The organism is Streptomyces sp. NPDC048659 (assembly GCF_040650575.1).
Classification (GTDB): domain Bacteria; phylum Actinomycetota; class Actinomycetes; order Streptomycetales; family Streptomycetaceae; genus Streptomyces.
Genome location: NZ_JBEZHM010000010.1, coordinates 69,394 through 93,345 on the forward strand (window position 1 = coordinate 69,394; position 23,952 = coordinate 93,345).

Sequence of the window (23,952 nt, forward strand, 5' to 3'; positions counted from 1 at the left end):
GCATGACGCCCACGACGACATCCCCCACACCCGTGCCCGCCGGACAGCCGGCCACCGGTCTCCCGGCCGGCGGCCTGCTGCGGTTCGCCACCGCGGGCTCCGTCGACGACGGCAAGTCCACCCTGGTGGGCCGCCTCCTGCACGACTCCCGGGCCGTCCTGGCCGACCAGCTGGAGGCCGTCACCCGCGCCTCCGCCGGGCGGGGCCAGGACGCCCCCGACCTCGCCCTCCTCACCGACGGCCTGCGCGCCGAACGGGAACAGGGCATCACCATCGACGTCGCCCACCGCTACTTCGCCACCGCCCGGCGCCGGTTCATCCTCGCCGACACCCCCGGCCACGTGCAGTACACCCGCAACATGGTCACCGGCGCCTCCACGGCCGACCTCGCCGTGATCCTCGTCGACGCCCGCCACGGCGTCGTCGAGCAGACCCGCCGGCACGCCGCCGTCGCCGCCCTGCTGCGCGTCCCGCACCTCGTCCTCGCCGTCAACAAGATGGACCTCGTCGGCTACCGCGAGCCCGTCTTCGCCACGATCGTCGCCGAGTTCGGCGAGCACGCCGCCGGGCTCGGCGTCCCCGCCGTCACCGCCGTCCCGATCTCGGCGCTCGCCGGGGACAACGTGGTGGAGCCCTCGGCGCACATGGACTGGTACGGCGGCAAGACCGTCCTCGAACACCTGGAGACCGTCCCGCTCGACGACGACGACGGCGACGCCCAGTCCGGGCGGCCCGGCCGCTTCCCCGTCCAGTACGTCATCCGCCCGCGGACGGCCACGCACCCCGACTACCGGGGCTACGCGGGCCAGCTCGCGGCCGGCACGCTGCGCGTCGGCGAACAGGTCACCGTGCTGCCCTCCGGGCGCACCACCCGGATCTCCGGCATCGACCGGCTCGGCCGGCCGGTGGAGAGCGCCCGCGCCGGGGACTCGGTGACCGTGCTGCTCGCCGACGACCTCGACGTCTCCCGGGGCGACCTGATCGCCCCCGCCTCGGGCGCCCCGACCCCCGTCCAGGAGATCGAGGCCACCGTCTGCCACGTCGCCGACCGGCCGCTGACCGTCGGCCACCGCGTCCTCGTCAAGCACGGCACCCGCACCGTCAAGGCGCTCGTCGAGGACATCACGGCCCGGCTCCGCCTCGACGACCTGTCGCTGCGCCCGCACTCCGGGGCCCTCGCGGCCAACGACATCGGCCGGATCCGGCTCCGCACCGCCGAGCCGCTGCCCGTCGACCCGTACGCCGAATCCCGCCGCACCGGCTCCTTCCTCCTCATCGACCCCGGCGACGGCACCACCCTGACGGCGGGCATGGCGGGCGCCTCCTTCGGCGCGCCCGCCGACGCCGAGGCCGATACGGGCGCCGAGGCCGGGACCGGGGCCGACGAGGCCGGCTGGGACTTCTGAGCCCGCGCGGGCCGGGGGAGCCCGGGCGGGGTCAGCGCCCCGCCCGGCCCCCCGTCGCCCACGCCGACAGCACCGCCCCGATCTCCGCGACCGGGGCGGGATCCAGCATCTCGTAGTGCCCGCACGGCACGTCCACGGCGGTCAGCCGCCCCTCGACGTACGCCCGCCAGGCCGCCGGGTCCGCGCCCGCCGCGCCGTCGGCGGCGGCCCTGACGTGCAGCACGTCCACCCCGCGCGTCCGCGCGGGCGGCGTCCGCAGCGCGTCCACCGCCGACCGCACCGCGAGCCGCGCGCCCTCCACGACCCGCTCCCCGAGCAGCGCGAGCTGCTCCGGCGGCGCCCCGTCCGCCGCGAACCCGGCGGACCCGGCCACGTGACGGTGCGTCACCTCCCAGTCCGGCAGGCCCTCCCCGGGCGCCGGATACGAGTCGAGCAGGGCCACGAACTCCACCGCCCGCCCCGCCTCCGCCAGCTCCGCCGCCACCGCGTACGCGAGGGTCCCGCCCACCGACCAGCCCAGCAGCCGGTACGGGCCCTCCGGCTGCGTCTCCACGATCCGCCGCGCGTACTCCCGCACCAGCTCCCCGGGCTTGCCCGCGCCGCCCTCCGGCGCGCCCAGGCTCGGCGCCTGCAGCCCGTACAGCGGCACCTCCGGGTCCAGGTGCGGCAGCAGCCGCGCGTACGGCCAGGCCAGGCCGCTCGCCGCGTGCACCGCGAACAGCGGCCGCAGCCGCCCGCCGGAACGCAGCGGCAGCAGCACGTCCAGGCCCGAGCCGCCGCCCTCCCCGTCCAGCCGTCCCAGCCGGCGCGCCAGCGCCGCCGGGGTCGGCGCCTCGAACAGGGCCCGCACGGTCAGCTCCGTGCCCAGCACCGCCCGCACCCGGCTGACCAGCCGCGTCGCCAGCAGCGAGTCCCCGCCCAGGTCGAAGAAGCCGTCGTCGGGACCGGCCCGCTCCACCCCCAGGACCTCGACGAACAGCGCGCACAGCGGCTCCTCGTGGGCGTGCGCCGCCCCGCGCCGCGCCGACACCCCGTACGCGGGGGCGGGCAGCGCCCCCCGGTCCAGCTTGCCGTTCGGCATCAGCGGCAGCCGCTCCAGCGGCACCACGGCCGACGGCACCATGTGGTCCGGCACCATGTCGCGCAGCGCCCGCCGCAGCCCCGCCCCGTCCAGCGGCGCGGCGCCCGGCCCGCCGCCCGGCACCGCGTAGGCGACCAGCCTGCGGTCGCCCGGCCGGTCCTCCCGCACCACCGCGACCGCCTGCGCCACCCCCTCGTGCCGCAGCAGCGCCGCCTCCACGTCGCCCAGCTCGATGCGGAAGCCCCGCACCTTCACCTGGCCGTCGAACCGCCCCAAGTACTCCAGCTCCCCGTCCGCCCGCCACCGCACCCGGTCGCCCGTCCGGTACATCCGGCCGCCGGGCTCCCCGAACGGGCAGGCCACGAACCGCTCCGAGGTCAGCGCGGCCCGGTTCAGATAGCCGCGGGTCACCCCCGCCCCCGCGATGTACAGCTCGCCCGGCCGCCCCACCGGCACCGGCTGGAGCCACGGATCGAGCACGTACACCCGGGCGTTGGGCACCGGCCGCCCGATCGGCGGGTCGCCCGCCGCGTCCCCGGCCCGCCCGCGCCACCACGTCGAGTACGTGGTCGCCTCGGTGGGCCCGTAGATGTTGGTCACCGCGCAGCCGGGCACCCGCTCCCACAGCTCCCGCAGCAGCGCGCCCGGCACCGCCTCGCCGCCCAGCACCACGTGCCCGGCCGCCACCTCGAAGGCGCCGCCCGCCACCATGGTCGCCACCGCCGACGGGACGCCGCTCACCAGGCTGCCCTCCCAGCCGCCCCGGTCCAGCAGCGCGAACAGGTCGTCCACCAGCTCCAGGCGCCCGCCGAGCGCCAGCGTCGTCACGATCTCGAAGACCGACACGTCGAAGCTGAGCGAGGTGGACGCCAGCACCCGCGCCATCCCCTCGGCGCCGAAGTGGTCCGCCACGGTCGCCGTGAAGTTGACGGCGTTCCTGTGCTCGACCACCACACCCTTGGGCACCCCGGTGGTGCCCGAGGTGTAGATGACGTACGCCGGATGCCCGGGCAGCAGCGGCTCCGGCCGCTCCGCGTCCGCGACCTCCCCGTCCGGCCGCTCCGCGATCCGCCGCGCCACCGCCGGATCGTCCAGGACCAGCGCCGCCGTGCCCTCCGGCAGCACCTCCCGGGTCGCCCCCGTGACCACCGCGAGGCGCGGCCGGGCGTCGCCCAGCATCCGCGCCACCCGGTCCGCCGGATAGCGGACGTCGACCGGCACGTAGGCGGCGCCCGCCGTCAGCACGGCGAGCAGCGCCACCACCATGTCCGCCGTCCTCGGCAGCGCCAGCGCCACCAGGGTCTCCGGCCCCGCGCCCTCGGCGAGCAGCTCCCGCGCCAGCCGGTGCGCCCGCCGGGTCAGCTCGCCGTACGTGAGGACCAGCTCCCCGTGGACGAGCGCGGGCCGCTCCGGGTCCACCGCCGCCCGCTCCCCGATCAGCGCGGGCAGCGTCGCCGGGGCCACCGGCCGGGCGGTGGCGTTCCACTCCTCCAGGAGCCTGCGCCGCTCCCCGTCCGGCAGCGACGGCAGGGCGCCGACCCGCAGGTTCGGGTCCTCGGCGACGGCCTCCAGGATCCGCGTCAGCAGGCCCGCGATCCCCTCCACCGCCGCCCGGTCCAGCACGTCGGGCCGGAAGTCGAGCCGCAGGCCCAGCTCCTCGGCCGGGGTGCAGATCAGCGAGAGCGGATAGTGGGTGGCGTCGAAGCCCGACACGTCCACCAGCAGCGCCTCGCCGAGCCGCCGCCGTCCCGCGCCCGCCGGATAGTTGTCGAGCACGGCCGTGGTGTCGAACAGCGCCCCGAACCCGGCCTGCCGCTGGATCTCCGTCAGCCCCAGGTGATGGTGGTCCAGCAGGTCCAACTGCTCGTCCTGGACCCGTTCGAGGACGTCGAGCAGCGAGTCCCCGGGCTCCGCCCGCACCCGCGCCGGGACCGTGTTGATGAGCAGCCCGACCATCGTGTCGACCCCGTCGACGTCGGCGGCCCGCCCCGACACCGTCAGCCCGAACAGCACGTCGCCCCGCCCGGTGAGCTGCCGCAGCACCAGCCCCCATGCCACCTGCGTCACCGTGCCGAGGGTGACGCCCGCCTCCCGCGCCCGCTCGGCCAGCGCGGCCGTCCGCTCGGCCGGCAGCGTCCACAGCACCCGCTCCGGCACCACCGTGCCCGCGCCCGGCGCGCGCGGCGCCACCAGCGTCGGCCCGTCGATCCCGGCCAGCGCCCCGGCCCACGCCTCCAGCGACCACTCCGGGTCCGTCGCGTCGAGCCAGTCGAGATAGGAGGTGTACGCGGGGGCGGGCGGCAGCTCCGCGCCGCCGGGCCCCGCCTCGTACAGCGCGAACAGCTCGTCGAGCAGGATCGCGGTGGACCAGCCGTCCAGGATGATGTGATGGTTCGTCAGCACGAACCGCCAGCGGGTGCCGCCCAGCCGGATCAGCAGGAAGCGGATCAGCGGCGGCCGGGCGGTGTCGAAGCGCCGCCGCCGCTCCTCGTCCAGCAGCCGCGCCGCCTCCGCCCGCCGCGCCTCGGGCGCGGTCCCGGTCAGGTCCGCCGTCCGCCACTCGACCCCGACCCCGGACGCGACGAACCGTACGGGGGCGCCCGAGGCGTCCGTGCGGAAACCCGACCGCAGGCTGTCGTGCCGGTCCTGGAGCGCCTGGCAGACCCCGCGCAGCCGCTCGGGGTCGAGCGGCCCCACGAACTCCAGCGCGAGCTGGATCGTGTAGACGTCCTGGCCCTCCGCGTCGAACGCGGTGTGGAAGAACAGCCCCTGCTGGAGCGGCGCGGGCCGCGAGACCGGCCCGTCGTCCCGCCCCGGGCCGTGCTGCGGGCCGTGCTCGTCGGTGCGGTCCAGTGCGGTCACGCCGTCTCTCCCGGTTCGCCGGTGGATGGGGATGGGGATGGGGATGGGGAAGCAGGTGGGGAAGCAGGTGGGGAAGTGGTCAGGGTCTCCAGGGCCTCGAACCAGGCGTCGGCCAGCGCCGCCACCCGCGCCCGGTCCAGCAGCGTCTCCGGATACGCCCAGGTGACATGGAGCTCCGGCCGGCCCGCGCGCTCGTGCGCGACCGCCGACAGCTCCAGCAGGTGCGTCACGGGCAGCTCCGGGTCGCCGCCGCTGGACACCGCGCCCGCCTCCGGCGCCAGGCCCCAGTCGGCCCCGTCCGGCCGGTCGAAGCGGCCCAGGTAGTTGAAGAGGAGCTGCGCCCGGGGCCGCGCCGCGAGCACGGGCCCCGCCTCCGGGTGCAGATGGCGCAGCAGCCCGTGCCCGAGCCCCTTGTCGGGCAGCGCGCCGAGCCGCGCCGCCACCACCCGTACGGCCTCCTCGGGGGCCTCCGGGCGCCCCGCGAGCCGTACGGGGAACATGCTGGTGAACCAGCCCACGGTCGCCGACAGGTCCAGCCCCTCGGCGATCTCCTCGCGCCCGTGCCCCTCCACGTCCACCAGGAACGGGGCCCCCGCGTCCGGGCCGTCCGCCGCCGCGCGCCAGCGCCCCACGGCCGTGCTCAGCGCGCCGAGCAGCACCGCGTCCACGCCCGCCCCGAGCCGCGCGGGCACCCGGGTGAGCAGCGCCTCCGTCCGGTCGGCCGGGAGCACCCGGGTCACCGTCCGCTTGACGCCCTCCACGTCCCGGCCGGGCACCAGCGCCGCGCCGGGCACGAGCGGCCCGACCCCGTCCGACTGGCCCAGCCAGAGCGGGAGTTCGGCCGCCCGCGCGGGCGCCTCGCGGGCCAGCCGGCGGCCCCAGTCCGCGAACGACACGGGCGCCGCGTCCCCGGCCGCCGCGCGCGGCGCCACGCCCGAGGCCAGGTCCTCCAGCAGGATCCGCCAGGACACGCCGTCCACGACGAGGTGGTTGACCATCAGGAGCAGCCGCCCGGGGCGGCCGGGACCCGCGTCCCACCAGACCGCCTGGACCATCCGGCCCTCCTCCGGCGCCAGCCGCCGCCGGGCCGCGTCCGCCTCGGCCCGCAGCCGCTCCTCGGGCACCCCGCCGTCCGCGCCGGGCGCGTCGATCACCAGCAGGCACCCGGCCGCCCCGGCGGCGCCGACCTGGCCGCTCGGCAGCGCCTCCAGGCGCCACGCGGGCTCCCGGGTCAGCCGGGACCGCAGCGCCTCGTGCCGGTCCAGCAGAGCCTGAAGCAGCTCCCGCATCCGCGCCTCGGTCAGCCCGGCCGGGGTGCGGACCAGCACCGACTGGTGGAAGCCGGCGACCGGGCCGCCCCGCTCCCGCTGCCAGTGCAGGATCGGCGTCAACGGCACCTCGCCACCGGCCGCCGCCGGGGCCTGGGGGGCAGCCGGAGCCGCCTTGGCGGGCCTGACCTTGGCGTGCCGGGCGAGCTCGGCGACGGTCCGGTGCCGGAACACGTCCCTGGTGGAGAGCCCCAGGCCCCGCGAACGGGCCCGGGACACCAGCCGGATCGACACGATGCTGTCGCCGCCGAGGGCGAAGAAGTCGTCGTCCACGCCCACCGACGGGAGCCCGAGGACGGCGGCGACCAGCTCGCACAGCAGCCGCTCCGCGTCGGTGGCCGGCTCCCGCGCCGCCCCGCCCGGCGCGGCGGGCGCCTGCGGGGCGGGCAGCGCCGCCCGGTCCAGCTTCCCGTTGGGCGTCAGCGGCAGCCCGCCGGGCAGCACGACGACGGTGGGGACCATGTACGCGGGCAGCGCGCTCCGGGCCCAGGCGTCGAGCTCGCGCACGAGCGCGGCACTGTCGGGAGCCGCGGCGCCGTCGCCTGCCTCGGGAGTCGTGCTCCCGCCGGCCGTCTCGGGGGTCGTGCTCCCGCTGTCCGCCCCGGGCGTCGTGCCCGCGCCGGTCGTCCCGGCCTCTGTGCCCGCGAGGGTCGCCTCGGGTGCCGTGCTCCCGTCGGCCGTCTCGGGCGTCGTGCTCCTGCCGGTCGTCCCGGGCGTCGTGCCCGCGCCGTACGGCCCGGCCTCTGTGCCCGCGCGGGTCGCCTCGGGTGCCGTGCCCCCGTCGCCTGCCTCGGGCGTCGTACTCCCGCTGTCCGCCCCGGGCGTCGTGCCCGCGCCGGTCGTCCCGGCCTCCGCGCCCGCGCCGGTCGCCTCGGGAGCCGCGCCCCCGCCGGCCGCCCCGGCCCCCGCGCCCCCGCCGCCCGCCCCCGCCCCCGCGCCCCCGCCGTCCATCGCGACCCGCGCGGGCACCGCGTACGCGACGAGCCGTCGTTCGCCCGGCCGGTCCTCGCGGACCACGACCGCGCTGCGGACGACCCCGGGGTGCCGGTCCAGGACCGCCTCGATCTCCCGGGGTTCGATCCGGAAGCCCCGCAGCTTCACCTGGTCGTCGCCGCGCCCCAGGAAGTCGAGCCGCCCGTCCGACGTCCACCGCACCAGGTCGCCGGTGCGGTACAGGCGCGCCCCCGGCGGCCCGAACGGGGCGGCGACGAACCGCTCGGCGGTCAGCCCCGGGCGCCCGAGATAGCCTCGGGCCACCCCGGCGCCGCCCACGTACAGCTCGCCGGGAACCCCCACCGGCACCGGCCGCAGCGCCCGGTCCAGGACGTACACGCGGGTGTCGCCGAGTGGGGTGCCGAGCGGCGGGCGCGCGGTGTCGCGCGGGCCGAGCGGGGCCGCGAGGGACCAGATGGTCGTCTCGGTCGGCCCGTACACGTTGGTGACCTCCGCCGCCAGGCCGAGCAGCCCCGCGGCCAGCGCGGGCGGCAGCGCCTCGCCGCCCACGAGGACCCGCAGCCCCCGCACCGCGTCCGGGACCTCCGCCACCAGCCCCGACCACAGCGAGGGCGTCGCCTGGACGGCGGTCACCCCGTGCCGCCCGATCAGGCGCCCCAGGGCGCGCGGGTCGCGCACCTCGTCGGGCGAGGCGAGGACGACCGCCGCCCCGTCGACCAGCGGCAGCAGCAGCTCCAGGTGGGCGATGTCGAAGGCGACGGTGGTCACGGCGAGCAGCCGGTCGGCGGGTCGCAGCGGCAGCCGGTCCCGCACGGCGGCGAGGAGATGCGCCAGGTTGCCGTGGCCGACCACCACGCCCTTCGGCCGGCCCGTCGAACCGGAGGTGTAGAGGACGTACGCGGCGCTGTCGGCGGCCACCTCGGCCGCGCCGTCCACCGCGCCGTCCACCGCACCCGCCGCACCGACGGCTTCGGCTGTGTCGAGCCGCGGGTCGTCCGGGGTCAGCCAGTCGGGGGTGCCGAGGGCGTCGCGGGTGGCGGCGTCCGCGAGCACGAGCAGCGGCGCCGCCTCCGCCAGCACGGCCGCCACCCGGTCCCGGGGATGGTGCGGATCGACCGGCAGATAGGCGGCGCCCGCCCGGTGCACGGCCAGCAGCGCGACCACCAGGTCGGGGGTGCGGTTCATCGCGACCGCGACCAGCGCCTCCGGACCGGCGCCGAGCCCCCGCAGCCGTACCGCCAGCCGCTCCACCCGGGTGTCCAGCTCCCCGTACGTGATCCGGCGCGCCCCGTGCAGCAGCGCGGGCGCGTCGGGCGCCGCGGCGGCCCGCTCCCGGAACCGGCGCGGCACCGAAGGACCCGGCAGCACCGCGCCGGGCGCCGGGCCGCTCCACGCGCCGAGCACGGCGGACCGCTCGGCCGGGGACAGCAGGTCGAGCAGGCGTACGGGCTCGGCGGGACGGGCCGCCGCGTCGGCGAGGAACGCGGTGAACCAGACCGCGAACCGCTCCGCCGTGCCGTGGTCGAAGAGCTCCCGGGCGTAGACGAGGGTGCCGTCGAGGCCCCCCTCCGACTCGGTGAGGTCGAGCAGCAGGTCGAACGGGACCGCGCGGTACCGGGCGTGGTCCAGCGCCTCCGCGCGGAGCCCGGGCAGCTCCACCGCGCCGCCCGCGTTGTTCTGGAGGCTCAGCATCACCTGGAACAGCGGGTGCCGGGCCGCCGACCTGGCGGGGTCGAGGGCCTCCACGACCTGCTCGAACGGCACGTCCTGGTGCTCCAGCGCCGCGAGGACCCCGGGCCGCACCCGGTCGAGCAGCGCGCCGAAGTCCGGGTCGCCGGAGACATCGGTGCGCACCGCCACCGTGTTCACGAAGCAGCCGACCAGCTCGTCGAGCGCGCTGTCGGCGCGCCCCGCGACCGGGCTGCCGACCACGATGTCCGTCCCGGCGCCGAGCCGCCCCAGCAGCCCCGCCAGCGCCGCGTGCAGCACCATGAAGACGCTCGCCCCGTGCCGCCGGGCCAGCGCGGTCAGGCACGCGTGGTCGGCGGGCGCCAGCCGGAACGGCACCGTGCCCGTCTCCAGCGAGGCCACCTCCGGACGCGGCCGGTCCGTCGGCAGCGGCAGCTCCTCCGGCGCCCCGGCCAGCGCCGCCTTCCAGTGCGCGAGCTGCCGGGCGAACGGGCTGCCGGGATCCCCGGGATCGCCCAGCGCCGCCCGCTGCCACAGCGCGAAGTCCGGGTATTGCAGAGGCAGTTCCGGCAGTACGGGCGCCTGCCCCCGCAGCCGGGCGGCGTAGGCGGCCGAGAGGTCGCGCAGGAACGGGGCGGCGGACCAGCCGTCGAAGGCGATGTGATGGACGGTCACCACGAGGACGTGCGACTCGGCCCCGCACACCAGCAGTTCGGCCCGCAGCGGCAGCTCCCGCGCCAGGTCGAAGCCCGGCTCGGCCGCCCCGGCCACCGCCGCCCCGACCTCCGGCTCCGCCACCTCCCGCACCCGCAGCCCGAACCCGTCCCCGTCCCGCACCACTTGGCGCGGGACCCCGTCGGTGACCGGGAAGACCGTGCGCAGGCTCTCGTGCCGCGCCACCACGTCCCGCAGCGCCGCCTCCAGCGCCCCCGCGTCCAGCGCGCCCGTCAGCCGCAGGGCCGTCGTCACCGTCTGCGCGGCGGCGCCCTCCGCCAGCTCGCCCTGCATCCAGAAGCGGAGCTGCGAGAACGACGGCGGCAGCACCTCCCCGCGCGGCCCCGGCCGCAGCGCGCCCCGCCCCGCCCCCGAGGCCCCGAACCGCGCCGCGAGACCGGCGGGTGTCGGCGACTCGAACACGGCCTTCGGCCCGATGCCCTCGTCCAGCGTCTCGCGCAGCCGGTTCACCAGCCGGACCGCGAGCAGCGAATGCCCGCCCAGCGCGAAGAAGTCGTCGTCCGCGCCGACCTCCGGCACCCCCAGCACCTCGGCGAACAGCCCGCACAGCAGCCGCTCGGCTGGCGTGCCCGGCGCCCGCGAACCGGCCCGCACGACGGGCGCGGGCAGCGCCGCCGCGTCCAGCTTGCCGTTGGGCGTCAGCGGCAGCCCGCCGGGCAGCACCACGACGGCGGGCACCATGTAGTCGGGCAGCGACCGGCGGGCGTGCTCCAGCAGCTCGGGCGCCGGATCGTCCGCCGCCCCGGGGGCGGGGACGACGTAGGCCACCAGGCCGCGCTCCCCGGGCCGTTCCTCCCGTACGAGCACGGCGGCGCGCCCCACGGCCGGGTGGCGCTCCAGGACCGCGGCGACCTCGCCCGGCTCGATCCGGAAGCCCCGGATCTTCACCTGGTCGTCGGCGCGGGCGAGGAAGTCGAGCTCGCCGTCCGCCGTCCAGCGCACCACGTCGCCGGTCCGGTACATGCGCCCGCCGGGCGGCCCGTACGGGTCGGCGACGAACAGCCCCGAGGTGAGGCCGGGCCGCCCGAGGTAGCCGCGGGCCAGCCCGGCGCCCGCCAGGTACAGCTCGCCCGGCACCCCGGCGGGCACCGGCCGCAGCCGCCCGTCGAGCACGTACGCCCGGGTGTCCGCCATGGGCCGCCCGATCGGCGGCTTCCCGCCGTGCGCGTCCCGGGTCGGGTCCAGCCGCCGGAACGCGGAGAACGTCGTGTTCTCCGTCGGCCCGTACACATGGGTGAGCGCCGTGCCGGGGAACTCCGTCAGCATCCGCCGCAGGGCCCCGGCCGAGGGCTGCTCGCCGCCGGTCCAGACGTGCCCGAGCCGCCCGAGCAGCGGATCGCCCTCGGCGACCAGCAGGTTGAACAGCGAGGTGGTGAGGAACGCGCTCGTCGCCCCGCCCTCGGCCGCCGCCCGCGCCAGCGCACCCGGGGACGCGTCGCCCGCGGGCACCACGACGACCGTGCCGCCGGACAGCAGCGGCACCCACAGCTCGTACGTCGAGGCGTCGAAGGAGTGCGGCGAGTGGGCCAGCACCCGCGCGTGCCCGCCGTCCGCCGCCCAGCAGGGGTCGCAGGCCAGCGCGACGATGCTCCGGTGCGTCACCAGCACGCCCTTGGGGCGGCCGGTGGAGCCCGAGGTGTACATCACGTACGCGGCCGCGTCGGCGGTTACGGGTACGGGGACGGGGAGTTCGGAACCCTCGGCGTCCTCCGGCCCGGAGCCCGTCTCCCGTCCGGTGTCCTCCCCGGCGTCCTCGTGCGGCGGGAGCAGCGGGAGCAGCGGCAGGTCCAGCGGCGGGCCCGCGAGGGCCTCGGCGCGGGCTCGGGTCGCCGGGTCCGCGAGGAGCAGGTGGGGCCGGGCCTCGGCCAGGACCGCGCGCTGCCGCTCGTCCGGGTTGCGCGGGTCGAGGGGCAGGTACGCGGCCCCCGTCCGCACCACGGCGAGCAGGGCGACGACCAGGTCGGCCGAGCGTTCGGCGGCCACCGCGACCAGCCGCTCGGGACCCGCGCCCGCGCGGCGCAGCCGGTGCGCCAGGCGCGCGGACCTGGTGTCCAGCTCCCCGTACGTGAGCCGGGTCGCGCCGCACACCACCGCGAGGGCGTCGGGTGTGGCCGCCGCGCGCCGCCGGAACAGCTCGGGAACGGAGTCGGCCGGGAGCGCGCTCTCCGGGCCCTGCCACTCCTCCAGCACCGTGCGCAGCTCGGCGGGGGAGAGGAGGTCGAGTTCGCCGGTGGGCCGCTCGGGCGCGGCGACCGCCTGGGCGAGGAAGGCGGCGAAGCGGCGGGCCAGGCGCTCGGCGGTGGCGTGGTCGAAGAGGTCGCGGGCGTAGACCAGGGAGCCGCCGAGGCCGCCGTCGGTCTCCGTGAGGTCGAGCAGCAGGTCGAAGGCGACCGTCCGGTGCGGCACCGGGTCCAGGAGCCGGGTGTCGAGACCGGGCAGGCGGAGGGCGGCGTCCGCGTTGTTCTGGAGGCTCAGCATCACCTGGAACAGCGGGTGCCGGGCCGCCGTCCGCGCCGGGTTGAGGGCCTCCACGACCTGCTCGAACGGCACGTCCTGGTGGTCGAGCGCGGCCAGCACACCCGTCCGGGCCCGCCCGACGAGCGCGTGGAAGTCGGGGTCGCCGGAGGTGTCGGTGCGCACGACGACGGTGTTGACGAAGCAGCCGGCCAGCTCGTCGAGGCCGACGTCGGCCCGCCCGGCGACCGGGCTGCCCACCAGGACGTCCGTCCCGGCGCCGAGCCGCCGCAGAAAGCCCGCCAGGGCCGCGTGCAGCACGATGAAGGTGCTGGCGCCGTGCCGCCGGGCGAGCCGGGACAGCGCGCCGAAGGACTCGGGCGGCAGGCGGAAGGGGACGCTGCCCGCCCGGTACGAGGCGGCGGCGGGCCGGGGCCGGTCGGCGGGCAGCGGCAGTTCGGCCGGGGCCCCGGCGAGCGCCCCCGTCCAGTGGGCCAGCTGCTCGGCGAAGAGGCTGCCGGGCTCGTCGGGCGCGCCGAGCTCCTTGCGCTGCCAGAGGGTGAAGTCCGCGTACTGGAAGGGGAGTTCCTCCCATTCCGGGGCGCCGCCGCCGGTCCGGGCGGTGTAGGCGCGCGCCAGGTCCCGCAGGAAGGGCGCGACGGACCAGCCGTCGAAGGCGATGTGGTGCACGGTGACCGCCAGCACGTGGACCTCGGGGCCGTCCGGGGCGCCGACCGCGAGGAGCACGGCCCGCAGCGGGATCTCGTGCTCCAGCGCGAAGACGTGCCGGGCGGCCTCGGCCACGGCCGCCTCGACGTCCTCCTCCGCGACCCGCCGCACGGGCAGCTCGACCGGCGCGTCGGCCAGGACCCGCTGCCCCGGCACCCCGTCGGCGACCGGGAACACCGTCCGCAGGATCTCGTGCCGCGCCACCACGTCGCCCAGCGCCGCCCGCAGCGCCTCCGCGTCCAGCCGGCCCGTCAGCCGCAGCGCCATGGAGGCGTGCGGCGAGCCGCCCGCGCGGTCCATCTCTTCCTGGAACCAGAACCGCAGCTGCGAAAACGACAGAGGGATCACGGTGGTCTCGGCCTTTCAGCTCTCTCGGGTCACTCGGGTCACTCGGGTCTCTCGGGTGGTCGGCCGGCGGGACGGTCAGCCGGTCGCGTACGAGGCGCGCAGCTCGTCCAGGTGGCGCAGCCCGTCCAGGACGGTCTTGGTGTCGATGCCGAAGTCGATGAGGCAGGCGAGCTCGTCCACCCCGGCGGCGCGCAGCCGCTCGACCGTGAGCCGCGCGTCCGCCACCGTCCCGAAAAGCCCCCGCTGCTCGAAGTACGCGTCGAAGGACCGCGCGACGAGGAAGTCCAGGTCCTCCTCCTCCAGCGCGTCGAGGTCGAAGTCCGGGTCCAGGGAGCCGAACGAGCGCGTCAGCAGCTCGACGGAGCTCTTCAGATACGCGGACAGCGGCGCCTCGACCCGCGCGCGGACCTCGTCCCGGTCGGCGCCGAGGAAGGTGTGCAGCATCAGGACGACGTGCCCGTCCCAGCCGTCGTGGGTCTCCCGCGCCACCCGCCGGTACTCCGCGATCCGCGCGGCGAGTCCGTCCACGTCCTGGTGCAGCAGATGGGTGAGCACCCCGGCGCGCGCCACCGCCGCCGTGCGGAAGGTCTCCGGGTCCCCGGCGCTGGTCACCCACAGCGGCAGCTCCCGCTGCACGGGCGGCGGGAAGATCCGTACGCGCGCGGGGGCGCCGTTGCCGTCGACGACCTCGCACTCCTCCCCGCGCCACAGCGCCCGCAGCCGCCCGGCGGTCTCGGCCAGGGCCCGCTTGCGGTCCGCGTACGGCACGGTGCCGAGGGCGAAGTCCACCGGGTGCCAGCCGGAGGCGAGGGAGATCCCGGCGCGCCCGCCGGAGAGGTTGTCCACGACGGACCACTCCTCGGCGATCCGCAGCGGGTGGTGCAGCGGCGCGACGACGCTCCCGGCGCGCAGGGCGACCCGGCTCGTCACCATGGCCAGGGCGGCGCCCACCACGGACGGGTTCGGGTAGAGCCCGCCGAAGGGGTGGAAGTGCCGCTCGGGCGTCCACACGGCGCGGAAGCCGTGCCGGTCGGCGAAGCGGGCGCCCTCCAGGAGCAGTTCGTAGCGTCCGGCGTCGCCGTCGGGCGTGCTGTCGTCGGCGAAGTAGAAGAGGCTGAAGTCCATAGGGGATCCCTCGGTGTGCCTGGTGGTCGGGACGGGGGCGCTCCGTCAGTCGGGGCGGGCCATCCTGCGCAGGGCCGGTCTGGCCTTGCGGGCGCCCGGGATCCGGGCGGCGAGCGCGGCGACGGTGGGCGCCTCGAAGACCGTGCCCACCGGCACCTCCACCCCCAGCTCGGCGCGGATGCGGCCGGCCAGGCGGGTGGCGAGCAGCGAATGCCCGCCGAGCTCGAAGAAGTCGTCGTCGACACCGACCGCGCCGGACGGGCCGACCGCGCCGACCGTGCCGAGCTCCAGGGCCGTGTCCGGCCCGCTCGGCCCGCTCGGCCCGTTCGGCGTGTCGCCCGCTCCGAGCCCGAGGACCTCCGCGTACAGCCGGCACAGCGTCGCCTCGGTGGGCGTGCCCGGCGGGCGGCCCGCCGCGCGCCGGGCGCCGGGCGGGGCGGGGAGGGCGGCGCGGTCCAGCTTGCCGTGCGGGGTGAGCGGGAACGCGTCGAGGACGACCATCGCCGAGGGCACCATGTACCCGGGCAGGTACTCCGCCGCCCAGGCGGTGACCTCCGCGACGAGCTCGGCGTCGTCGGACCCGGCGAAGGGGACGGGCACGTTGACGTACCGCTCCGGGTCGGTCAGCGGCCCCGCCCCCGGCTCCGTCGCGAACTCCCGCCCCGCCGGCGCGAATTCGAGGTCCATGTGCGTGGGGCCCGCCTTCGCGGACCAGCGCGCGACGGCCCGGTACCCGAGCCCCTCGCCGAGCCGCGCCAGCTCCTCCGGGTCGGCACCGGCCCCCGGCGTCCCGCCCGCCGCGCGCAGGTCCTCGGCGAGGCGCCCGTTCGGCACCCCGGCGAGCCGCACCGGCGTGCCGTCCCCGGCGCGGGCGCGCAGCGCCTCGGCGAGGGCGCCGGGGGAGCGCACGTCCGCCCCCCACAGGAGCTCCGCCGCCGCCGTGCCGCCGCCGTCGTCCCCGAGCCGCCGGGGGCCGGTGCGCAGGACCACGTCGTAGCGGTAGCGGGTCAGTTCGTCGTGGTGGGCGCCGCGCTTCAGGCGCACGTCGCAGTACGTGAACGGCGGCGCGGCGGGCCCGTCCGGGACGGTGAGGGACCGGAAGAACTCCGGGTCGACCAGCAGTTCGGGCTCCGCCGCGAGTCCGCGCGCCGCCACGCGCCGCCGCTCCGGACCGCCCGGATCTCCCGGCGCGCCGTCCGCCGCGCGGGCCGCGACCGCCCCGTGGAGGGTCTCCGCGAGGCCCAGGTGGCGCACGTCGCCGACGAAGACCGCCCCGCCGGGCGCCAGCGCCTCCGCCGCGAGCCCGAGGACCCGCGCGAGGTGCCGCCCGCTCGGGAAGTACTGCGCGACGGAGTTGAGGACGACCACGTCGAAGTGGCCGCGCGGCACGCCCTCGTGGGCGTCGGCCGCGCCGACGCGCAGCTCCACCCGCCCCGCCAGCTCAGGCCGCCGGGCCACCTGCTCTCGCAGCCGCCCGATCACCCGGGGCGACAGGTCGAGCCCCCAGTAGGACTCGGCGTCCGGGGCGAGGCGCGACAGCAACAGGCCGCTGCCTACGCCCAGTTCGAGGATCCGGCGGGGCCGCAGGGCGCGGATCGCCCGGACCGTCTCCTCGCGCCACTCGCGCAGCCCCGCGAGCGGCAGCGGCCCGCCGTCGTACGCGCTGTTCCAGCCGGTGAAGTCCTCGCCGAAGGGGGCCGTCCCGTCGCAAGGCACCGCGTCGTGGACCCGCCGCCACTCGGCCACCCGCGCCGCGTCGCCCGCCTCCGTCCCGGCCGCCGGGCCGGGCTCCCGCCGCAGGTACGCGACGAGCCGCAGGTCCCCGCCCGCGCCCGCCCCGCCGCTCCCGGGGCCTCCGGCGTCCTCGCGCGCGGTCACCGCGGCGGCGGCCACCCGGGGGTGCGCGGCCAGCCGGGCCTCGACCTCGCCCGGCTCGATCCGGTGGCCCCGCACCTTCACCTGGCCGTCCGCCCGGCCGGCGAACTCCAGGTCGCCCGAGGGAGTGCGGCGGACCAGGTCGCCGGTGCGGTACATCCGGCTCCCGGCCGGGCCGTACGGGTCGGCGACGAAACGATTCGCCGTCAGATCGGGGCGCCCCAGGTAACCGCGCGCCACACCGGCCCCGGCGACGTACAGCTCACCCACCACCCCGTCGGGCACCGGCCGCAGCGCGCCGTCCAGGACGTGCAGCCGGGCGCCCCGGACCGCCCGGCCGATCGGCGGCGGGCCCGCGTCGCCCGCCGCGAGCGGACCGCTCATGCTGGCGCAGACCGTCGTCTCCGTCGGCCCGTACGCGTTGATCAGGGTCCGCCCCGGCGCCCAGCGCCGCCGCTGCTCCGCGTCCAGCGCCTCGCCCGCCGCGACCAGCACCCGCACCCCGGGCAGTCCGTCCAGCGGCAGGGCCCGCAGTACCGACGGCGGCAGCGTCGCGTGGCTGACCCCCTGCTCGGCGACGAGGCGGCTCAGCCCGGGGCCGGGCAGCAGCTCGCGGGCGGGCGCCATGACCAGCGCCGCCCCGGCGGACAGCGCCATCGCCAGCTCCCAGAAGAACGCGTCGAAGCCGGGCGAGGCGAACTGCAGGACCCGGCTGGCGGGTGTCACCCCGAGGCTGTCGCGCTGATGGGCGGTCAGCCAGGCGAGCCCCGACCGGGTGACGACCACGCCCTTGGGGCGGCCGGTGGAGCCGGAGGTGTGGATGACGTACGCGGGCAGCTCGCCCTCCGCCCGCCGCGTCCCGGCGGGCGGCCCGTCGGCCGGGGACCCGCGCAGCGCCTCGGCGGTCGCCGGGGCGTCGAGGTCGAGCCGGGGCACGGGACCGTGGTCGGGCAGGACGCCGCCGCCCCGGGCGAGCAGCAGGACCGGGCGCGCGTCGCCGAGGACCTGGGCGATCCGCCGCTCCGGGTAGCGCGGGTCCACGGGCAGCACGGCGGCCCCGGACTTGAGGACGGCGAGGACGGCGACGACCAGCTCCACCGAGCGGTCCAGCGCCGACGCGACCAGCACGCCGGGCCCGGCGCCCCGCGCGGCCAGCAGACGCGCCAGCCGGTCGGCGCGCGCGTCGAGTTCGGCGTACGCCACCCGCTCCCCGCCGAAGATCACGGCGACGGTGTCGGGGGAGGTCCGGGCCCGCTCCTCGAAGAGGTCGAGGAAGGGGCGCGGCGCGGGTTCGGAGAGGGGTGGGGCGAACAAGCCGGGTCGGGCACCGGACAAGCCGCCCTCAGCGGCCCCTTCGGCGCCCGGGACCAGCAGGGTCTCGCCCCGGCAGACGCGGGCCCACTGCCGGACCGACGCGTCGAGCCCGAGCCCGGCGTCCCACACGACGGGAGGGGGAGGGGCAGCGGCGGCGGGGGGTCCGGGGACGGTCGCCGTCCCCGCCTCCCCGCCCGCGGATAACAGCCGGGCCGCCCGCCGCTCGCTCATCGCCGAGTCCGCCGCCGCGCCCTCCGCGAAGGTGAACACCGGCTCCCCGTCCGGGCCTTCGGGCGCGGAGCCGCCCGGCCCGGACGGCACGTGGACGTACCCGGCACCGACCCGCCACGCGGCGAGCATCGCCGCGACCAGGTCGGCGCCGCGCGGCAGCCGGAAGGCGACGGCCGTGCCGGGGCCCGCGCCCGCCGCGCGCAGCGCGCGGGCGGTGCGCTCCGTGCGCGCGGCCAGCTCGCCGAAGCTCACCGACTCCGCCGGGGTGGTCACGGCGGCGCGCCCGGGGTGCCCGGCCGACTCCCGCAGGAAGGGGCCGAGGAGTTCGTGCGCGCTGGTGACCACGGACAGCTCCTTGCACGGGGAACGGAAAGGGTGCGGTGCCGGTCGGGCGTCGCCGGAGGGAGCGGGGGCGCCCCATGCCCCCCGCGTGGCCTGCGGTGTCGGTCGTCGACGCGGTCGAGCCTAAGCGGCACCGACGGGAAATGGCCACCCTGGTTTCCAGGGCGCTGAACTTGTACGATCCAGCACGCGCTCGTGGCCACCGCACGTACGCTGTGGCGCGTTCGGAAATCCGTTCGCGCTATCGCATCCCGGAGGCCGCGCTGGTGTCCGCCCCGCCCACCGCCGCACGGTCCGCGCAGGGCCACGGCCACCGCCCGCACCGCAACTTCCGCCTGCTGCTCGTCGGCGAGACCACCAGCAAGCTCGGCATCAGCGTCACCTCCGTCCTGCTGCCGCTGGTCGCCGTCACCACCCTGCACGCCTCCCCGTTCATGATGGGCGTGCTCACCGCCGCGCCCTGGCTGCCGTGGCTGGTGCTCGGGCTGCCGGCGGGTGCCTGGGTCGACCGGCTCGCGCCGCGCCCGGTGATGCTGGTGTGCAACGCGGTCTCGGCGGCGGTCTTCGTGAGCGTGCCGGTCACCTGGTGGCTCGGCGCGCTGACCATGGGGCACCTGCTGGCCGCCGCCCTGATCGAGGGCGCCGCCTCCGTCTTCTTCTCCACCGCCTACTCCTCGTACCTGCCCCTCCTGGTGCCCCGCGGGGAACTGATGGGGCGCAACGCGCAGTTACAGGCGGGGGACCAGGCGGCCAGGGTCGCGGGCCCCGGGCTCGGCGGGCTGATCGCCCAGACCGCGGGCGGCGTGCCCGGACTGCTCCTCAACGCGGCCACGTTCCTCGTCTCCTCGCTCTGCCTCATGGCCATCCGGGGCGCCGCGCCGCGGCCCGCCCCGGCGCCCCGGCGCCCGCTGGCCCGGGAGATCGCCGACGGGCTGCGCTTCGTCACCGGCGACCCGTGGGTACGGGCCGTCACCGGCTTCGGCGCGGCGGTCAACCTGGCGATGGCCGGCTTCCAGGCGGTTCAGATCGTCTTCCTCGTACGGACCCTCGGCGTCGGCTCCGACACCCTCGGCTGGCTCGTCTCCTGCGGCGGGCTCGGCGGGGTGCTCGGCGGACTCGCCGCCGGACGGCTCGCCCGGCGCCTCGGCAGCGCCCGCGCGCTGCTGGTCGTCCAGTTCACGGCCGCGCCCTTCGGGCTGCTCGCCCCCTTCGCGGGGCCGGGGCCCCGGCTCGGGTTCTTCGTGGCGGGGACGGTCGTGATGTTCGCCGGGGTGGTCGCGTGCAACGTCGTCATCGTCAGCTTCCGGCAGGCGTACTGCCCGCCGGAGCTGCTCGGACGCGTCACCGCGACCACCCTGTTCCTCAACTACGGGACCATCCCGCTCGGCGCGCTCCTCGGCGGCTCCCTCGCCTCGCTCCTCGGTGCCCGCACCACCCTGTGGGCCGTCACCGCCGCGCTGATCGCCGCCGGCGGCTTCCTGCTCGTCGGCCCCCTCAGGGGCCTCCGCGACCTCCCGGGAGCCCCAGCCACCGAGGGCTGATCCGCCGGCACACCCCCTCCGGCACCCTGATGTGCCGTCACCCCGCCGCGTCCGTCGGCGGGGTGTTTCCCCTGCTCACGCCGTGATTCGAGATCCCGCCGCCCGGCGACCGCCCGGCGGCCGACCGGATCCGTCCAGGAAGAATCCGGTCACAGGTCTTCCAGAACAATGCGACATGTGAAATTTTACAGACCTCGTGTCAGCCGCCCGTGTTTCCCAGCATGTGGCTCCAACGGCCCCGGAGGCCCCCACAGATGCGTCCCTTGCGTCCCTCCCGGATATCGAAGACCCGCGCCCGAAGACTCCCCGTGCTCGGCGCCGCCCTCTTCCTCTCCCTCGGTCTGCTCGCGCCCCAGGCCCAGGCCACCGCCGCCGCCGGTGAGGCCGCCGGTGCCGCCGCGGCCCTCGCCGCCGACGCGGCGGGCGCCGCCGCGCCCCGCGCGATCCCCGTCCCCAAGTCGCCGCACGCCATCAGCGCCACCCCGCGCTTCCGGCTCTCCTCGCAGGACGGCACGGAGGAGAACGGCGCCCGGCCCGCGCCCGCCACCGCCAAGCCCGCCGCCCGGGACAAGGCGGGCCGCCTCACCGCGAGCGCCGCCGCCGAGGCGTGCCCCGACCTCTCCGGCGTCATCGACGCCACCGGCGCCACGCTCGTCCAGCGCCTCAAGGCGCTCCCGCAGATCACCTGTACGTACCCGCTGTTCAACCTCACCGGCGACAACGCCCGCAAGGCGTTCCGCGAGGCCCAGATGGTGACCGTCGCCGACGCGCTGCGCGCCGACGCGGCCACGTACGCCGGGAACAACGCCACCTCCACCGGCCAGCTCGTGATGTTCCTGCGCGCCGGCTACTACGTGCAGGACAACAACGCCGACGCGGTCGGCGCCTACGGCCCGGCGCTCACCACCGCCGCGCGCGGCGCCCTGGACGCCTTCTTCGCCGCCCCGCGCAGCAAGGACGTCACCGACGCCAACGGCGAGATCCTCAACGAGGTCGTCACCCTCATCGACAGCACCCAGGAGGCCGGCCGCTACGCCGGCGTCGTGAAGTGGCTGCTCGGCTCGTACACCGGCAGCTGGCCCGCCCAGATGAACCTCGCCATGCAGCACGTCGAGTGGGTCGTCGACAACGCCTTCAAGGCCAAGAACGACTCCCGGGGCTGGCGCGCCGCCCTCAAGGCCGACCCGTCCATCCTCGACACCTGGGCCGGCTTCGTCACCCGCAACGGCGCGGACCTGAACCGCCTCGACGTCATCAGCAACGTCGGCCGCTACCTCGGCAACGTCCTCGACGTCCCCGAGCTCAAGGACCGCGTCCGGCCGCTGCTCAAGGACCTGATCAACCGCTACCCCAACACCGGCCCGACGGCCCCGCTCACCATGAACCTCGGCTGGTACACCCGCCAGTACGACCGGGGCAACTGCGCCACCTACGCCATCTGCGACCTCGGCCAGCGCGTCCTGCCGACCGTCCTGCCGATCCAGCACACCTGCAACGCCGGCCTGAAGATCCGCGCCCAGGACATGTCGCCCGGCCAGCTCGCCACCACCTGCGCCAGCCTGATCGGCCAGGACGCGTACTTCCACCGGATCATCGGCGACAAGGGCGCCATCCCCGGTGACGTCAACACGAACCTGGAGGTCGTCGCCTTCGACGACTACACCCAGTACGCCCTGTACGCCTGGGCCATCTACGACATCGACGTCGACAACGGCGGCATGTACGAGGAGGGCAACCCGGCGGTCCCCGGCAACCAGGCCCGCTTCATCGCCCACGAGGCGAGCTGGCTGCGCCCGGAGTTCCAGATCTGGAACCTCAACCACGAGTACACCCACTACCTCGACGGCCGCTACAACATGTACGGCGACTTCGAGGCGGGCATGGTCACCCCGACCATCTGGTGGGTCGAGGGCATCGCCGAGAACATCTCGTACGGCTACCGAGGCGAGCGCAACGCCGACGCGATCGCCGAGGCGGCCCGCAACACCTACCGGCTCAGCGAGCTGTTCGACACCGTCTACGGACAGGAGGAGGACCCCACGGTCAACTCCGACCGGGTCTACCGCTGGGGCTGGCTCGCCGTCCGCTACATGATGCAGAAGCACCCCGCCGACGTCCAGGCCGTCCTCGGCCGCTACCGCGCGGGTGACTGGACCGGCGCCCGGACGCTCCTGAAGCAGACCATCGGCACCCGCTACGACGCCGACTTCGCCACCTGGCTGGCGACCGACTGCGCCACCGCCGACTGCGGCCCGCTGCCGGACGCCCCGTCCGACGCGGCCCCGCTGTGCACCCTGAGCGACCCGCGCCAGTTCGACCAGAACTGCCGCCGCGAGGGCCTGACGGCCGCGGCCGGCAACTACAGCTACCACTTCGTGTACCTGCCGGCCGGGGTGAAGAAGCTGACCCTCACCAGCTCCGGCGGCACCGGCAACGCCGACCTGTACTACGGCGGCGGCAGCTGGGCCACCACCGGCTCCTACCAGGCGAAGTCCGTCAACGCCGGGAACGCCGAGACGCTGACGATCGACAACCCGCCGTCCGGCTGGGTCTACTTCAGCCTCGCCGCCGCCCAGGACTTCGGCGGCGTCACCCTCACCACCCGCACCGGCTGACGGCCGGCGCGCCGAACCCGGAGCGCCGGGGCCCCCAGGGGCCCCGGCGCCTCCGCGTCCACCGCCAAGCTCAGGTGGTGTACTGCGAGTTGAGCCGCACGTACCCCTCGGTCAGATCGCAGCCGTAGACGGTGAACCGGCCCTCCCCGATGCCGAGGTCCACGCCGATCACCACCTCCTCGTGCGCCTTCAGGTACGCGGCCACGGTCTCCCGGCGCTCGTCCTCGTCCGCGCCAGGCGGGTAGACGCCGATGTCGCCGAAGCGCACCGCCACGTTCTCCGGCACGATGTCCACGTCGTCCTGGCACTTGCCGACGGCCATCACGACCCGGCCCCAGTTCGGGTCGGCCCCGTGCACCGCCGTCTTGACCAGCGGCGAGTTGACCACGGCCTTGCCGACCCGCTTGGCCTGCGCGGTGTCCCGGGCGCCGGTCACCTCGACCTGGATCAGCGTCGACGCCCCCTCGCCGTCCGAGGCGATCATCTTCACCAGGCCCAGCGCCACCGTGTGCAGTGCCTCCTCGAAGGCCGCGGGGTCGACCGGGCCGGCCAGCCCGTTGGCGAACAGCGCCGCCGAGTCGGAGGTGGAGGTGTCGGTGTCGATCGACACCGCGTTGAAGGTGACGTCCATCGTCCGCTTGAAGACCGCCGTCAGCGTCTCCCCGTCGAGCTCGGCGTCCGTGACGAAGAAGGTCAGCAGCGTCGCCATGTCCGGCTCCAGCATCCCGACGCCCTTGGCGATGCCGGTCAGCGTCGCGTCGCCGATCCGCACGCTCAGGACCTTCGCCCGGGTGTCGGTGGTCATGATGGCCCGCGCGGCCGTCCCCATGTCCCGGGCCCCGTCCGCCGCGGGCGGCCAGGCCAGCCCCTCCAGGTGGCCGGAGATCCGCTCCAGCGGGTACTGGCGCCCGATGACCCCGGTGGAGGCGATCAGCAGCTCCTCCGGGTCGATCCCGGCCGCGCGGGCGGCCGCGTCCCGCACCGTGACCGCGTTGGCCGCGCCCTGCGCGCCGGTGGCGACGTTGGCGTTGCGCGCGATGACGACGACGCCGCGCGCGAGGCCGTCGGCCGCCGCCGCGCGCGAGAGCGTCACGGACGGCCCGGCGAACCGCGAGCGGGTGAAGACGGCGGCGGTCCGCGCCGGGACCTCGGAGACGATGAGGCAGAGGTCGTCGCGGCCGTCGTCCTCGATGCCGACGGGCGCGGTGTGGACGAGGAATCCCTGGGGGACGGCGGTGTCGGAGTGCATGGCCTCATTATGCATGGAATTTCTCCTGGCGGAATAAGTATTCATGTCGGGTCGAGTAAGGGGCCGGGGGGTCC

8 protein-coding genes are annotated in these 23,952 nt (G+C 76.7%); 3 read left to right on the forward strand and 5 right to left on the reverse strand.

Annotation, left to right across the window (positions count from 1 at the left end; genetic code table 11):
* Window positions 1-2: 2 nt before the first annotated feature.
* On the forward strand, window positions 3-1,406 hold the full coding sequence (locus tag AB0C99_RS10725) for a GTP-binding protein (protein ID WP_362472490.1): 1,404 nt from the start codon (window positions 3-5) through the stop codon (window positions 1,404-1,406).
* 31 nt (window positions 1,407-1,437) lie between these two features.
* On the opposite strand, the gene AB0C99_RS10730 is transcribed toward AB0C99_RS10725, so the two are convergent.
* The 4 genes from AB0C99_RS10730 to AB0C99_RS10745 all read right to left on the reverse strand — a co-directional run bounded on the left by AB0C99_RS10730 (window position 1,438) and on the right by AB0C99_RS10745 (window position 18,476).
* Window positions 1,438-5,349, reverse strand: a complete 3,912-nt coding sequence (locus AB0C99_RS10730) for an amino acid adenylation domain-containing protein (protein WP_362472493.1) — start codon at window positions 5,347-5,349, stop codon at window positions 1,438-1,440.
* Window positions 5,346-13,586, reverse strand: coding sequence for an amino acid adenylation domain-containing protein (locus AB0C99_RS10735; RefSeq protein ID WP_362472496.1), 8,241 nt, complete (start codon window positions 13,584-13,586; stop codon window positions 5,346-5,348). The genes AB0C99_RS10730 and AB0C99_RS10735 overlap by 4 nt, the downstream gene beginning before the upstream one ends.
* 75 nt (window positions 13,587-13,661) lie before the next feature.
* On the reverse strand, window positions 13,662-14,711 hold the full coding sequence (locus tag AB0C99_RS10740) for a MupA/Atu3671 family FMN-dependent luciferase-like monooxygenase (protein ID WP_362472498.1): 1,050 nt from the start codon (window positions 14,709-14,711) through the stop codon (window positions 13,662-13,664).
* Window positions 14,712-14,756: 45 nt separating this feature from the next.
* The gene (locus AB0C99_RS10745; protein WP_362472501.1) at window positions 14,757-18,476 is read right to left on the reverse strand and encodes an amino acid adenylation domain-containing protein; all 3,720 of its coding nucleotides are present in this window, start codon (window positions 18,474-18,476) and stop codon (window positions 14,757-14,759) included.
* A gap of 263 nt (window positions 18,477-18,739) precedes the next feature.
* On the opposite strand from AB0C99_RS10745, the gene AB0C99_RS10750 reads away from it, so the two are divergent.
* Both AB0C99_RS10750 and AB0C99_RS10755 read left to right on the forward strand, forming a co-directional pair.
* The gene (locus AB0C99_RS10750; RefSeq protein WP_362472504.1) at window positions 18,740-20,014 is read left to right on the forward strand and encodes an MFS transporter; all 1,275 of its coding nucleotides are present in this window, start codon (window positions 18,740-18,742) and stop codon (window positions 20,012-20,014) included.
* Window positions 20,015-20,268: 254 nt separating this feature from the next.
* Window positions 20,269-22,629 (forward strand): collagenase, encoded by a 2,361-nt coding sequence (locus AB0C99_RS10755; RefSeq protein ID WP_362472507.1) that lies wholly within the window; start codon window positions 20,269-20,271, stop codon window positions 22,627-22,629.
* A 70-nt stretch (window positions 22,630-22,699) separates the two neighbouring features.
* Here AB0C99_RS10755 and argJ read toward each other — a convergent pair whose 3' ends face one another.
* Window positions 22,700-23,878, reverse strand: coding sequence for a bifunctional glutamate N-acetyltransferase/amino-acid acetyltransferase ArgJ (gene argJ, locus AB0C99_RS10760; protein ID WP_362472509.1), 1,179 nt, complete (start codon window positions 23,876-23,878; stop codon window positions 22,700-22,702).
* Between the last annotated feature and the right edge of the window lie 74 nt (window positions 23,879-23,952).

Excerpts from the sequence above, each read along its gene's own strand:
- AB0C99_RS10740 (WP_362472498.1), bottom strand. The coding sequence starts at position 14,711 with ATGGACTTCAGCCTCTTCTACTTCGCCGACGACAGCACGCCCGACGGC.
- AB0C99_RS10755 (WP_362472507.1), top strand. The coding sequence starts at position 20,269 with ATGCGTCCCTTGCGTCCCTCCCGGATATCGAAGACCCGCGCCCGAAGA.
- argJ (WP_362472509.1), bottom strand. The coding sequence starts at position 23,878 with ATGCACTCCGACACCGCCGTCCCCCAGGGATTCCTCGTCCACACCGCG.
- AB0C99_RS10725 (WP_362472490.1), top strand. The coding sequence starts at position 3 with ATGACGCCCACGACGACATCCCCCACACCCGTGCCCGCCGGACAGCCG.